The 12,665-nt window shown below is 65.8% G+C and carries 12 protein-coding genes and 1 pseudogene; 4 read left to right on the forward strand and 9 right to left on the reverse strand.

The window, feature by feature from the left end; genetic code table 11:
- Window positions 1–134 precede the first annotated feature (134 nt).
- The 3 genes from DMC18_RS00360 to DMC18_RS00370 form a co-directional block, all read right to left on the reverse strand.
- A complete protein-coding gene (locus DMC18_RS00360; protein WP_110121981.1) occupies window positions 135–1,397 on the reverse strand; it encodes an O-antigen ligase in 1,263 nt (420 codons plus the stop codon).
- Complete coding sequence (locus DMC18_RS00365) at window positions 1,394–2,095, reverse strand: sugar kinase (RefSeq protein ID WP_110121982.1); 702 nt, start codon at window positions 2,093–2,095, stop codon at window positions 1,394–1,396. Before DMC18_RS00365 ends, DMC18_RS00360 begins: the two co-directional genes overlap by 4 nt.
- A 94-nt stretch (window positions 2,096–2,189) precedes the next feature.
- Window positions 2,190–3,692 (reverse strand): GumC family protein, encoded by a 1,503-nt coding sequence (locus tag DMC18_RS00370; protein ID WP_110121983.1) that lies wholly within the window; start codon window positions 3,690–3,692, stop codon window positions 2,190–2,192.
- A gap of 86 nt (window positions 3,693–3,778) precedes the next feature.
- On the opposite strand from DMC18_RS00370, the gene DMC18_RS00375 reads away from it, so the two are divergent.
- Entirely contained in the window at window positions 3,779–4,519 is a 741-nt protein-coding gene (locus DMC18_RS00375) for a polysaccharide biosynthesis/export family protein (RefSeq protein ID WP_110121984.1), read from the forward strand.
- Window positions 4,520–4,585: 66 nt separating this feature from the next.
- Here the strand turns inward: DMC18_RS00375 and DMC18_RS00380 are convergent, their stop codons facing one another.
- Together DMC18_RS00380 and DMC18_RS00385 are read right to left on the reverse strand one after the other, a co-directional pair.
- Entirely contained in the window at window positions 4,586–4,864 is a 279-nt protein-coding gene (locus DMC18_RS00380) for a sel1 repeat family protein (protein ID WP_110121985.1), read from the reverse strand.
- Window positions 4,865–5,038: 174 nt separating this feature from the next.
- Window positions 5,039–5,764 (reverse strand): glutathione S-transferase N-terminal domain-containing protein, encoded by a 726-nt coding sequence (locus DMC18_RS00385; RefSeq protein WP_110121986.1) that lies wholly within the window; start codon window positions 5,762–5,764, stop codon window positions 5,039–5,041.
- A 179-nt stretch (window positions 5,765–5,943) separates the two neighbouring features.
- Here DMC18_RS00385 and DMC18_RS00390 point away from each other — a divergent pair, with 179 nt between their 5' ends.
- Complete coding sequence (locus DMC18_RS00390; RefSeq protein WP_110121987.1) at window positions 5,944–6,471, forward strand: RcnB family protein; 528 nt, start codon at window positions 5,944–5,946, stop codon at window positions 6,469–6,471.
- Between the two features lie 203 nt (window positions 6,472–6,674).
- Window positions 6,675–7,088, forward strand: coding sequence for a proteophosphoglycan 5 (locus DMC18_RS25775; RefSeq protein WP_158285809.1), 414 nt, complete (start codon window positions 6,675–6,677; stop codon window positions 7,086–7,088).
- Between the two features lie 82 nt (window positions 7,089–7,170).
- Here DMC18_RS25775 and gatB read toward each other — a convergent pair whose 3' ends face one another.
- The 3 genes and pseudogenes from gatB to DMC18_RS00410 form a co-directional block, all read right to left on the reverse strand.
- Window positions 7,171–8,667 carry an Asp-tRNA(Asn)/Glu-tRNA(Gln) amidotransferase subunit GatB gene (gene gatB / locus DMC18_RS00400; RefSeq protein WP_110121988.1) on the reverse strand — a complete coding sequence of 499 codons (1,497 nt, stop codon included), beginning with the start codon at window positions 8,665–8,667 and terminating at the stop codon, window positions 7,171–7,173.
- A gap of 344 nt (window positions 8,668–9,011) precedes the next feature.
- Complete coding sequence (locus DMC18_RS00405) at window positions 9,012–10,580, reverse strand: trypsin-like peptidase domain-containing protein (protein WP_199228625.1); 1,569 nt, start codon at window positions 10,578–10,580, stop codon at window positions 9,012–9,014.
- Window positions 10,581–10,817: 237 nt separating this feature from the next.
- Window positions 10,818–11,065 (reverse strand): annotated as a pseudogene (locus DMC18_RS00410) (ATP-dependent helicase C-terminal domain-containing protein); the annotation flags it as partial.
- A gap of 211 nt (window positions 11,066–11,276) precedes the next feature.
- Between DMC18_RS00410 and DMC18_RS00415 the strand changes: the two are divergent.
- Complete coding sequence (locus tag DMC18_RS00415) at window positions 11,277–11,474, forward strand: hypothetical protein (RefSeq protein WP_110121989.1); 198 nt, start codon at window positions 11,277–11,279, stop codon at window positions 11,472–11,474.
- Between the two features lie 41 nt (window positions 11,475–11,515).
- Here the strand turns inward: DMC18_RS00415 and DMC18_RS00420 are convergent.
- A partial coding sequence (locus DMC18_RS00420; protein WP_304538727.1) for an ATP-dependent helicase C-terminal domain-containing protein occupies window positions 11,516–12,665 on the reverse strand: 1,150 nt, incomplete at its 5' end.

A 12,665-nucleotide genomic window follows, 5' to 3' on the forward strand; every position in this document is an offset into this window, starting at 1 on the left:
CGACTTATGCTGAAGCTTTTTGGTCTGAACCGGGATCGGGCGCGATCGCGACACCTTTGGAGCCGGGCCGACTGAACGCCAAGGAGCTTAGCACCCGATAGCCAGAGGCCCGAGACTGGTGCGGGAGCACGTCCCTACCGCTCCAACTCCCGATCCGGAAACGCCAGCTTGGCCGCCAGGGCGACGAACAGCACCCACCGGAAGTCGTTGTAGGCCACCGCGATGCTCTCGGTCAGGGCCACCAGGCTGTAGACGACGAGGAACGGGAAGGCGAGCAAGGCGCCCCGGTCGCGGAACACGGCCAGCAGGGCCAGGGCCATGGTCTGGATGTAGAACAGCCCCCAGGCGGCCAGGCCGAACAGGCCCATGCCCAGCCACTGCTCCAGCCAGCTATTGTGCGCGTGCTGGGCCTGGAAGCCGGCGTTCTTGCTGATCCAGGCGAAGGGACCCCAGCCGCTCTTGTCGCCCCAGACGGCGTGATAGCCGTAGCCCAGCCAGGGCCGGTCCTGGATCTCGACCATGGCGGCGCTCCAGATCTTGGTGCGGCCGGTCAGGGTGGCGTCCTTGCCCAGGATCGCGAAGAACACGTCCGAGGCCAGCAGCAGGAAGGCCGCCAGCAGCACGACGCCGGTCACCGCCGTCCAGGTCGCCGCCGCCCCGGCCGCCGGCCCGCGCCGGGCGATCAGCACGAAGCCCAGGGCCGCCACGCCAAGCATCAGCGACACCAGCGAGGTCTTGGAGGTCGACATCAGCACGAGGCCTACCGCGAGGCCCGCGAAGCCCCACCACAGCTTGGCCCGCGGCGGGTTCAGCAAAGCCGCCGCCGACAGGATGCAGAAGCCGAAGGCCATCATGCCGCCCAGGCCGTTCTTCTCGCGCCACAGGCCGCGCCAGGCGCCGGGGAAGAGCTCGGTCATCACCCCGATGCGCGGCACGGCGATGCAGACGACGTACGAAGCCACGATCAGCACCGCGAAGGTCGCCGCCATCACCTCGGCCAGCTCGCGCCAGCGGAAGCGTCCGGCCAGGGCGACGCCGCACAGGGTGGTGCAGGTCACGGCGAAGGCGCGGCGGGTGGTGACGTCGGGCGCGATCGACCACAGCACCGACAGGCAGACGATGCCGATCAGGGCGAACAGGAACGGCTGGCGCACGGAGACGCGCAGGCTGTTGCGCGGGTCCAGGGCGATCAGGGCGAAGCCCGCGGCATAGGCCGGCAGATAGGCCACGCGCAGGATGGCCGAGCCGGCCTCGTCGGCGTTCTCGCCCACCAGCGGCAGCTCCCAGCCGCCGCTGAACAGCAGGAGCAGCAGCACCGAGCCGACGAAGATCGCGATCTGGGGGAAGAGGAGCCTCGGCGGCGCGACGCTGACCGGCCCGCCGTAGGACGAAGTCACGGCAGTATGGCCCGCAGGAAGCTCGGCGGCGTCACCGAGGCCTGGTTGAAGAACACCCCGGCGCAGCGGCCGCCCGCCGAGGCCAGGGCGTCGCGCAGCAGGCCCGGCGGCCGCACGTCGGCCTCCTGGGCGCTGACCACCAGCACGGTCTGGTCCATGTGCTGGGCGATGGTCAGGGCCGCCTGCGAGCGGTCGGCCGACGGGCAATCGACGACGATGATCTCGGCGTGGCGGCGCAGGGACGCCCAGTATTCGACGCCGGGCAGGATGTGGGCCTTCTGGCGGCCGCGCAGGGCCTCGCGCTTGAAGCGGGTCACCCAGAAGCGCGGCCCGCCGACGCTGTGGGCGGCCACGTACTTGGCGTCGGGCCACACCCCGCCGTCCGGCTTCGGCGCCGGCGGCTGGACGGTGAAGAACATCGAGCCGTCGGGGCTGGCGGCCGCGCCCGAGCCCAGCGGGCCGTAGCGCTCCGGATCGGCGGCTATGGCCTGGTATTGCGGCGAGGTGGCCAGATCCAGGTCGATCAGCCAGGTGCGCCGGCCGGCGCGCTTGGCGGCGAAGCGGGCGAACTCGCGGGCGGCGGTCGAGGTCCCCTCCCCCCGCCGGGCCGAGACGAACTGGACGACGTGCGCACGGCCGGCAGCAGGGGCGCCGAGCGACCCCCACAGTTCAGCCATCTCGACGTTCAAATCCACCATTCGTCCGAATCGCCGCGCGTTGAAGACCGTAGAAACTAATGCCTAACCATGTTCGCGCGAAAGGCGACCAAATCGCCCATGCCGGAACGAACCTCTAGGCCGCTCGCTTGACACCGGCCGTGGCCAGCACCGGCAGGCCCAGGGTGCGCGAGGCCGAGGCCGGGGTCTGAAGACCCGGGCGCAGCAGCATCCGCACCAGGCCCGCGCAGGCGGCGGTGAAGGCGGCGAACAGGATGGCCAGCACCAGCACCGGCTTCTTCAGGCTCTTGCCCTCCGACGGCGCGACCGCGCGCTGGACGATGCGGATGTTGTCGCTGCTCTCGGCCGACATCTGCCGCTGGGCCTCGTCCTGCTGTTCCTTGACCGTGAAGTCGCGGACGTTGGACGACAGCACGTCGCGGTCGCGGGTCAACTGGTTGAACTCGGGCTCCAGCTCGGCCAGGCGCAGCAGGCGCTGGTTCACTTCCTGGGCCTGCAGGGCGTAGGCGCCCTGCGACTGCTTCAGGGCCGCGACCTCAGCGGCCAGGTCGTTGCGGGTCGAGGCCAGGGTCTGCCAGATCGGGTTGGGACCGCTGCGACGCGCGCCCTCGCCGTTGGTGCGGCCGCTGGCCACGCCCTGCTCGAGCTGGGCGATCTGGGCGTCGATGTCGCGCACCGGCTGGGCGGTCGGCAGGTAGCGCGACAGCAGGCCTTCGCGATCGAGCTTCAGCTGCGCCAGCTTGGTCGAGGCCGACATGTCCTGGTCGCGATAGAGCACGGCTTCCGACGGCGTGCGCGACAGTTCCGACTGCACCGAGGCCAGACGGCCCTGGCGGTCCTGGAGCTGGGCCTCGATCGAATACTTCTGGCCCTCGACCTGGGCCTGAAGCTGGGTCAGGGCCGTCTTCTGGGCGGTGAAGTCGCCGATGTCGTTGCTTTGCAGGAAGGCCTGATAGGCGCTGTCGGTCTCGGCCAGGCGCTGCTGGAAGCTGTCGCGCTGGCGCGACAGCACCTTGTCGTCGTCGTTGATCAGCAGGCTGCGGCGATAGATCAGATACTCTTCCAACAGGGTGTTGAGCACCTTTTCGGCCGTCTCGGGATCCTGGTGCTGGTAGGCCAGCCGGATGATCGAGTTGTCGGGCGCGGTCTCGATCTTCAGGCTGCGGCCAACGCTGTCGCGGCCCTGGGCGATCATCTTGCGCTTCTGCTCGGGATTGGCCGAGGCGAACTTGGCGGCGGCGTCCGGGAACACGGTGGCGAAGCCCAGCTTGCGGATCACCCGCTCGCGCAGCTCGCCGCTGCCCAGGATCTCGCTTTCCGACTGGATCACCTGGTCGACGTCGGGCACCGCGCCGCGGGCGGCGTCGCCGGCGCGCGGCTCGTAGACGTATTCCTGACCCAGGCGCACGAACAGGCTGGAGCTGGCGGTGTAGGACTTCTTCAGGGTGAAGGCGAAGGCCGCCCCCAGGAACAGGATCACCAGGAACACGCCGAGCATGAGCCAGCGCTCACGCCACAGCAGCGTGATGAAGTCCGTCGGCGCATAGCGGGCCCGGGCCGCCCAGTCGCGTCGCGACGGCGGGTCGTGCGGCACGCTGGTCCAGGCGCTCGTCGACATGCGAATCCAATGGGTCCAATCTTCAATCGAACCCTGGGGCTTCCGGGCTTAAGGTTTGGTTACCTATGTTTGGTAAGAACCGTCGCATGGATCGGCGCATCGCTCTCTCCACCGCCTTGGCCCTGACGCTCGCGAGCGGCGGCCTATCGGCTTGCGGCCACATCGACGGCGAGCCGATCACGCCCGCCGCGCGCCCCACCGGCCAGTTTCCCAATATCGGTTACGCCGACTGGAGCGAGGCCGAGCCCGCCTACCGGTTCTATCCGGGCGACGAGATCGAGGTGAGCGTACCTTCGGCCACGGAGCTTAATAAGTCGGCCGTGATTCAGCCGGACGGCCGCGTCGCTTTGCCGCTGGTCGGTCCGGTCATGGCCGCCGACCGCACGATCGAGGAACTGGAAGCCTCGCTGACCCAGGCCTATGGCCGCCAGCTGCTGCGTCCGCAGGTGCAGGTCTCGGTCAAGAGCACAGCGCCGCTCAAGGTGTTCGTCGGCGGCGAGGTCGGCAATCCCGGCGTCTACGACATGACCGGCGACGGCGACGCCCTGCGGGCCGTCATCCAGGCCGGCGGCTTCAAGAGCTCGTCCAAGCGCAGCCAGGTGATCATCATCCGGCGGGGCCCCGACGGCCGGGCCATGATGCGTACGGCCAACCTGTTGCAGGGTCTGACCGATCCGCGCGGCGTGGACCTGGTGCCTCTTCGCCGCTTCGACATCGTCTACGTGCCCCGGAGCGGTGCGTCCGAGGCGGGTCTCTTCATGCAGCAGTATCTGCGCGACCTGCTGCCGATCAGCTTCAGCTACGCCATCAACGGCTTGAGCAACTAGTCTCGGAAATCACGGCCGGATCCAGAGGCGTCCGGCCCGAGAGAGGTAGAACGGCTGAACCGTGGTTCAGCCGTGAGCCAGCCATTCGCGCGCCTGGCGCTGGGCTTCGGCGACGTCTTCGCTGGCCATCTCTTGCGACAGTTCCTTGCGATAGACCTTGGCCTCGACCGAACCGCGCATGGCGGCCAGGTTGAACAGCATGTGCGCCGAGACGTAGTCCAGCGGGGCGCCGCCCTGGCCGGTCGAATACAGCATGCCCATGCGGAACAGTTCGTCGCCGGTCGACTCGGCGCTCGGCAGCGGCAGGCCCATCACGGCGGCGGGCGGTTCGATGCTCATCATCATGACTTCAATTCCCCAGTCCTCCCGAGCTCACCCCAGTGGTTCAGCTCGGCCATGAACACAGAGAAAACCTCGCTCGCTGAACATATAGTTAAGCGCGCAGAGATCATGAATCGAGGCGCGAATACACGCCTCGTTCATTGAAGTTACGCCTGATAAACTCCGGTATATGGTTGGTTAACGAGCCCGCTGGCCAAACAGAACACTGCGGGCCTGTTCCGCAGCTTTTCCAGACGCTTGCAGGCCTCCGGCGCGAAGCTCCGCCCCCAGCTTGAAGCCGCGCTGCACGGCGTCGCGCTCGCCCACCCGGTCGAACCAGGCCTTCAAATCCGGAAATTCCTCGATCTGGATGCCCTGATTTTTCCACGGCACGACCCACGGCCAGATCGCGAAGTCGGCGATGGACAATTGGCCGCAGACGAAATCCTTCCCCGCCAGCTGCTTGTTGAGCACGCCGTACAGGCGGTGGGTCTCGTTGGTGTAACGGATCGCGCCATAGGCCAACTGCCTCTGGTCGGCGATGATGGCGGGGGCGTACTGGCGGAAATGGTGGGTCTGGCCGGCCATCGGGCCAAGGCCGCCCATCTGCCACATCACCCACTGGTCGATGCCGACCCGGTCGCGCTCGCTGTCGCCATAGAACTGGCCGGTCTTGCGGCCGAGGTACTGCAGGATCGCGCCGGACTCGAAGATCGAGATCGGCTGGCCGTCGGGTCCCTGCGGATCGACGATGGCCGGCATGCGGTTGTTGGGGCTGATGGCCAGGAACTGCGGCTTGAACTGCTCGCCCGTGCCGATGTTCACCGGGATCATCTCGTAGGGCAGCCCCATCTCCTCCAGGGCGATCGAGATCTTCCAGCCGTTCGGCGTGGGCCAATAGTGCAGCTCGATGGGGCTGGTCATGCGCGTCTCCCGAGAACCTCTGTTCTTGCGCGCCAACATGGCCATGCGGGCGCGCGACGCCAAGACGCATCCTGACATGACCGTTCAGCGAGGGTTCAGACGGCGGAGCTCATCGTGGTCATCAAGGTCGAGGGACTTGGCCGCCGGAAGGCGACCGCTGACCACAAGGAGACGTCAACATGAAACGTCTGTTGCTCACCATCGCCGCCGTGGCCTCGGTCGCCGGCCCGATGGCCGCCATGGCCACCGACGCCTCGGCGCAGGGCCGCGGCGGCTGGGACCGTCATGACGACCGCGGCGACCGCCGCGATGATCGTCGGGACGGCCGCTGGGATCGCCGGGACGACCGTCGTGATGATCGGCGCGATGACCGCCGCGACAGCCGCTGGGACCGTCGTGACGACCGTCGCGACAACCGCGGCTGGGACGACCGTCGCTACAACGGCTACTACTACCAGAACCGCTGGTACTACGGCGCCCCGCCGGCCCACTACTACGGTCGCCAGGACTATCGCCCCGGCTACAGCGCCTGGCGCCGCGGCGGCTACCTGCCGCCCTACTATCGCGGCGGCGGCTATGTGGTTCACGACTACGGCCGCTACCACCTGCGTCACCCGCCGCGCGGCTACTACTGGTACCGCACCGGCAACGACTACGTGCTGGCGGCCATCGCCACCGGCCTGATCTTCGAGATCATCAACAACTAGATTCCCGTTCACTGAACGGCATCTAGAAGCTCTTGCGGCGCTCCGGGAACTCCACCTGGGGCGCCGTTTTTGCGCCATGCTCGCCGCGCGCGCGTCATGCATGCGGCCGCAAAGCCCGATTGCGGGGTCATTTCGGCCGCAAGCCGCCCCCAGCGTTCGCTCCGCGTCACAGTCCGACGCCGCAGCCACGAAGGCGCTTACCGATGAAGAGCTTGCGCATTACCGCCGCCGTCCTCGCCCTCGCCGCCGCCGGTTACGCCGGATCGGCCCTCGCCCAGCAGACCCCCGCCGATCCGTCATCCCAGACCCCGCCCTCGACCGGCGCCGGCAGCTGGGGCTCATCGACCACGACCACCACCGATCCGTCGGCCTCGACCACCACCCCCTCCACCGATAGCGCCACCACCACCGACAGCACGACGCCGCAGGCCGACAGCGCCGCGAGCGCGGGCTCGCCCACTTCGGCCAACGCCACGGGCGACACCTCGACCACCACCGCCCCGGCGGCCGAGGACGCGGCCAAGCCCGCCAAGAAGGCCAAGAAGCACAAGAAGTCGGCCGACGACGCGGCCGCCTCCTCGTCCGCGACGCCGCAGGACCCGTCCACGCCTCAATAGAGCGCGTCTGTTCGAGTCCCCAAAGAGAAGGGCCCGCCGCTTTCGCGACGGGCCCTTTCATTTTGTCAGCAAGGCTTGGGGATCAGAGACCCAGCTTGGCCTTCAGCAGGTCGTTGACCGTGCCCGGATTGGCCTTGCCGCCGGTGGCCTTCATCACCTGGCCGACGAACCAGCCGATGGCCTGGGGCTTTTCCTTCACCGCCGCGGCCTTGTCGGGGTTGGCGCCGATCAGCTCGTCGATCGCCGCCTCGATGGCGCCGGTGTCGTTGATCTGGACCAGGCCGCGCTTCTCGACGATCTCGGCGGGACGCCCCTCGCCGGCCCACATGTGCTCGAAGACCTCCTTGGCGATCTTCGAGGAAATCGTGCCGTTCTCGATCAGCTCGACCAGCTGGGCGATGTCCGACGACGGCAGCGGCGAATTGGCGATCTCGTGGCCGCCCGACGACAGCTTCGACAACAGCTCGTTGGTCACCCAGTTCGACACCAGCTTGGCGTCACGGCCCTTGGCGGCGGCTTCGAAATAGTCGGCGCGGTCGCTCTCGATGATCAGCACGCCGGCGTCGTAGGCCGACAGGCCGTACTGGCTCTGCAGACGCGCCTTCTTGGCGTCCGGCAGTTCCGGCAGGGTCTCTTCGATCGACTTCACCCAGGCCGGGTCCAGCACCAGCGGCAGCAGGTCCGGATCAGGGAAGTAGCGATAGTCGTGCGCCTCTTCCTTCGACCGCATCGAGCGGGTTTCGCCCTTGGTCGGGTCGAACAGGCGGGTCTCCTGGTCAATCGAGCCCCCCTCTTCGAGAATCTCAATTTGCCGACGGGCCTCGTACTCGATGGCCTGCTGGATGTAGCGGTACGAGTTGACGTTCTTGATCTCGCAGCGCGTGCCCAGGTGCTTGAAGCTGCCGGTCTCGCGGAACTTCTCGTAGTCGCCCGGACGGCAGACCGACACGTTGACGTCGGCGCGCAGGTTGCCCTTCTCCATGTCGCCGTCGCAGGTGCCCAGATAAACGAGGATCGTGCGCAGCTTCTTGACGTAGGCGGCCGCCTCTTCCGAGGTGCGCATGTCCGGCTTGGAGACGATCTCCATCAGCGCCGTGCCCGCGCGGTTCAGGTCCACATAGGTGGCGTTCGGGTCCTGGTCGTGCAGCGACTTGCCGGCGTCCTGCTCCAGGTGCAGGCGCTCGATGCGCACGTCAAAGGTCGTGCCGTCGTCGCGCTCGACCACCACCACGCCCTCGCCGACGATCGGCTGGTCGAACTGGCTGATCTGATAGCCCTGCGGCAGGTCGGGATAGAAGTAGTTCTTGCGGTCGAAGCGGCTCTTCAGGTTGATCTGCGCCTTCAGGCCCAGGCCCGTCTTCACCGCCTGCTCGACGCAGAAGCCGTTCAGCACCGGCAGCATGCCCGGCATGGCCGCGTCGACGAGGCTGACCTGCTCGTTGGGACCGGCGCCGAAGCCGACGGCCGCGCCCGAGAACAGCTTGGACTTGCTGGCCACCTGGGCGTGGACCTCGAGGCCCAGCACGATTTCCCAGTCGCCGGTGCGACCCTTGATCACTTTCGAAGCAGCTTCGGTCATGTCTCTTATCCTCCCTCCGTCGCCGGAAGGCCGGTTAGTGCGGGGCGGCGAAGCAGGCCGCGCCGTGTCAGGGGTTCCTCATGCACCGCAGGGGTCGTTGAAGGCAAGGCTGGCGGGGTGGTTTGTTGAGGGAGCGGGGGTAGGACGCCAGAGACGGCGCTCGCCCCAATGAAGAACAACTTTAACGATAGCAACGCATGCAACGCGGACATCACCGCCAAGAAAGTCCGCCGGTCCGGGCCCTAAGTTGATGCTTGCGAGCCTGCCCTTGAGGGCAACCAAAGGGAAACATCGAAAAGTTGGGCAACTGGCCCGCCGAGTGGCAAAAATTCCAATGCATCGGATCAGAGTTTATCGATCATCTCGATGCGAACTACAAAATCACGACCTTCATCAGGGCCACCTTTGTGTGTAACACCAACGACGGCATCGTTATCGTCCAAGAGCGGTCCGCCCGACATGCCCTGTGAAAGCTTTTGTGTGACCTCGATCATGCTCACACCATTCTTTACGGGCAGCGAACTCACCTTTCCTCCACGGACATTCAGGCCATCGCCAGGGCCAAAATCTGGATATCCGATAGCTGTCAAATCATCACCGACAGCGACGGCGGTCAACGAACGCTCCAGTTCGTAATATTCTGTGGTGGGAATCTCATGATTGAGGATCGCTAGATCGAACTGCTCGTCACGCTTAACGACCGTGGCCTTGAACTTGTTGGAACGCTTGCTCGGGTGGTAAACTTCCACCTCTTTAGCTCCCTTTGCGCAATGAGCAGCGGTTACAAGACCGACTCCCTTCAAAAAGAAGGCGCTCCCCTGTGAAATGTCGGTGTCATTATCGACTACCCACACCGCTCGGTCGCGGACTTCGTCCCGTGTCGGCACTACGTCGATCTTTCTATCGGGAAACGCAGCATTAAAGCGAAGCGCCATAGCTCGTACTACGGGATCAGACTGTCCTCGTATAAACCGTAACCAAGCAATCTTGCCTTCAAGATGGGAACCAATATTTGATTTTCCGCCAAGCTTGGTCTCGAATTTCTTCTGAGCCTCCTCTGCGCCTAACGTTCTCACAGAATATAGCGCCGCGCGAATGTTTCTAACATAACGCCGATCGACGTTGATCAATTCATTAACTTTGAGCCCCGTGACCATTCGGCGTGAATGGCGATCTGCATAATGCGTTTTGTCTGCGTTAATCTCGAACCCGTTCGCCATGAAGATAGCGCGCAGTCTCGTCACCAAGAGATCAGGAGGAAACCGACCTGGGGATGGAACTGCGCTCTCGAACAAGGCTGCCATGGGCTGGTCGCTCGAAAAAGTTATGTCGTCCGCATAGCGCGTATAGATGCAGCGATTTTCCTTTGCGAAGGACATCAACTGCTTGTCTTGTCGAAAGCAGATCATGTTCGACAAGACAGGGCTAGTCGGGGCACCTTGAGGCAAACGGCCGTCATTCGTACACAGTCGCGCGATGATATCTGCCACACGACTGTCTATGCCGATCGACTGTAGGAGCCCTCCGATGCGACCTTCGGTGATGGAGGGAAAGAAATCTTTCAGGTCAAGGTTTAGGATGAAGCGCTTTCGAAGGTGAGCCTGGGCATTCGTCTTGACGGACTTGTTTGCGACGAAGCCATGAACAGGGTGTCGAACGCGATAGAGACTATCAAGCAAGGGCGCTATTTGGCGTTGAAGATGCTTCAGGCGCTTATCTGGCGCACTAATGCTCCTGACCTTCTTTCCCGACTTCGCTATGTCGAACTGCTGGTACATTCGCTCCCGAAACCACCAGATTTTCCTTAGTTCGGCTTGGGACAATTTGAGATACGCGAGCAGGGCGGCCTCGTCCAAGAACTCAGGAGGAATTTTAGTCCGGGTAGCCGAGACGCCAGTAAACCACGGGGTCACGAGGTCTCCCTTCCAATCACGCCGATCGTCCCGTAGTACGTGGCGTGCACGATATGTGCAGACATGAGCTCTTACGCGGCAGTTGCCACCGCGCGGATGCGAGGGGAGACCTCGTAGGACTAGAATAGCAACTCTGGTGTAGATCCGCCAGGATTCGCCGATGGTACTCGCTAGCACCAAGGTGGCCCGCTTCCGTCCCCTCCTGAGCGCAACACGAGATCGTGCGACCGTAGTCACTTATATCAGACTTAGCGAACCCCAAGTCCCCCGCGGCTTAGCCCGCGTCGTCGGCGCAGCGCCGGCCGGATCGTCCGGCCACACATACCGCGGGTAGCACCCCTTCATCTCGACCTTCACGTCGCGCCAGGAGCCCTTCCAGAAGCCCGGCAGATCCTTGGTGATCTGGATCGGGCGGTGGGCGGGCGACAGGGTCAGGGTACCTTGCCGTGGGCGACGGCCGGATGCTCGGCGATCCCGTACAGCTCCTGGCGGAGCCATGAAGCGCGCCGAGGCCTAATTCCATCGCCCCCTTTTGGCGCCTAGCCCGCGCTCGATCCGAGGTGGAAACCGGCGCCAAACTGACTGACGGGATTGGACACTTTGTCCACGACACCTGAACGCCCAAAGTTGATAGACACCCCACGCTTCAGAAAAGCAGCGCTCAATATTTTTCAGGAACCTTAGGGGAGTGAAGTCGTGGACTGGGAAAACCTGTTTCCTATCGTTTTCTTCCCACTCAAGATCATCGTGCTGGGCGTTGGCATGTTCTTCTCGATCAAGTGGCATCACGATCAAGCCAAGAAGGACAAGCAGAAAGAGGCCGATCGCCGCGACGCCATGGGCGGCGCTCCGGACGCCGGCGTGAAAACCACGCTGACCGCCGATCAGGCGTAATAGCGTAGGCGGTCACCCAGGCCGGTGCCGCCGGCCGCCCCTCACGTCCCCCGAGGCTTAGCCCGCGTCGTCGGCGCGGCGCTGGCTGGATCGTCCGGCCAGACGTGGCGGGGGTAGCGGCCCTTCATTTCCACCTTCACTTCGCGCCAGGAGCCCTTCCAGAAGCCCGGCAGGTCCTTGGTGATCTGGATCGGGCGGTGGGCGGGCGACAGTAGGGCCAGGGTCAGGGGGACCTTGCCGTGGGCGACGGCCGGGTGCTCGGCGACGCCGTACAGTTCCTGCACCCGCACCTCGACGCGCGGGCCGCCTTCCGCGCCATAGTCGATGGCGAAGCTGGAACCGGTCGGGGCGGTGAAGCGCGCCGGGGCCTGGGCCTCGATCCTGCCCTGCATGTCCCACGGGATCAGGGTCTTGATCGCCGCCTCCAGCGTGCCCTCGTCCAGGCTGGCCAGCGACGAGCGGCCGGCCAGCAGCGGCTCCAGCCATTCGTCCAGCCGGGCGACCAGGGCCGCTTCCGACAGGTCGGGCCAAGCCTCGCCGTCATTGGCGCGCAGGAAGGCCACGCGGTCGAGCAGCCCCCTGCCCCGCTCGCCCAACTTCAGGGCCGCAAGGCCGTCGGCCCGCACCTGGTCGGCCAGAGCGCCGGCGATCAGGGCCGGGTCGGGCCTGTCGATGATCTTCTCGTCGACCACCAGCTTGCCCAGGCGCAGCAGGCGCTTGGCCCGCAGCTTGCCGCCGCCGCTGGTCTCCAGCCGATCCTCGGCGACCAGGCGATCGGCGAAGGCGGCGCGCAGGGCGTCCTCGTCCAACGGCGCGGCCAGCAGGATGCGGTCGCGGGCGTCGCCTCCGCCCAGCTCGCCTACGGCCAGCCAGGTCTCGCGAGCCAGGGCGTCGGTCGGCTCCAGATAGACGCCGCGGCCGCTGGCCAGCTGATATTCGCCGGGCTTGCCCCGGGCGCGGGCCACCCGCTCGGGATAGGCCTCGGCCAGCAGCAGGGCGTCGTCCAGGGGATCGGCGCCGCTGGGCTTGCCGGCCTGGCGCGACCAGCGCTCGGCCAGGGACCGGGCGTCGCGGGCTCTCGGCGTGCGATCGCGGCCGAAGCCCTCCAGCCGCTGGCGCAGATCCACGCTGCGCCCGCCCAGCCCCTGCTCGCTGAGCACGGCGGCGATCTCGGCGGCGCGGTGCGCTTGT

Source organism: Caulobacter sp. D5 (assembly GCF_003185805.1).
In the GTDB taxonomy this organism is placed as follows: Bacteria; Pseudomonadota; Alphaproteobacteria; order Caulobacterales; family Caulobacteraceae; genus Caulobacter.

What these genes read in the sequence shown, in the direction of transcription:
- DMC18_RS00365 (WP_110121982.1), bottom strand. Translation starts at nt 2,095, where the DNA reads ATGGTGGATTTGAACGTCGAGATGGCTGAACTGTGGGGGTCGCTCGGC.
- DMC18_RS00370 (WP_110121983.1), bottom strand. Translation starts at nt 3,692, where the DNA reads ATGTCGACGAGCGCCTGGACCAGCGTGCCGCACGACCCGCCGTCGCGA.
- DMC18_RS00375 (WP_110121984.1), top strand. Translation starts at nt 3,779, where the DNA reads ATGGATCGGCGCATCGCTCTCTCCACCGCCTTGGCCCTGACGCTCGCG.
- DMC18_RS00380 (WP_110121985.1), bottom strand. Translation starts at nt 4,864, where the DNA reads ATGATGATGAGCATCGAACCGCCCGCCGCCGTGATGGGCCTGCCGCTG.
- DMC18_RS00385 (WP_110121986.1), bottom strand. Translation starts at nt 5,764, where the DNA reads ATGACCAGCCCCATCGAGCTGCACTATTGGCCCACGCCGAACGGCTGG.
- DMC18_RS00390 (WP_110121987.1), top strand. Translation starts at nt 5,944, where the DNA reads ATGAAACGTCTGTTGCTCACCATCGCCGCCGTGGCCTCGGTCGCCGGC.
- DMC18_RS25775 (WP_158285809.1), top strand. Translation starts at nt 6,675, where the DNA reads ATGAAGAGCTTGCGCATTACCGCCGCCGTCCTCGCCCTCGCCGCCGCC.
- gatB (WP_110121988.1), bottom strand. Translation starts at nt 8,667, where the DNA reads ATGACCGAAGCTGCTTCGAAAGTGATCAAGGGTCGCACCGGCGACTGG.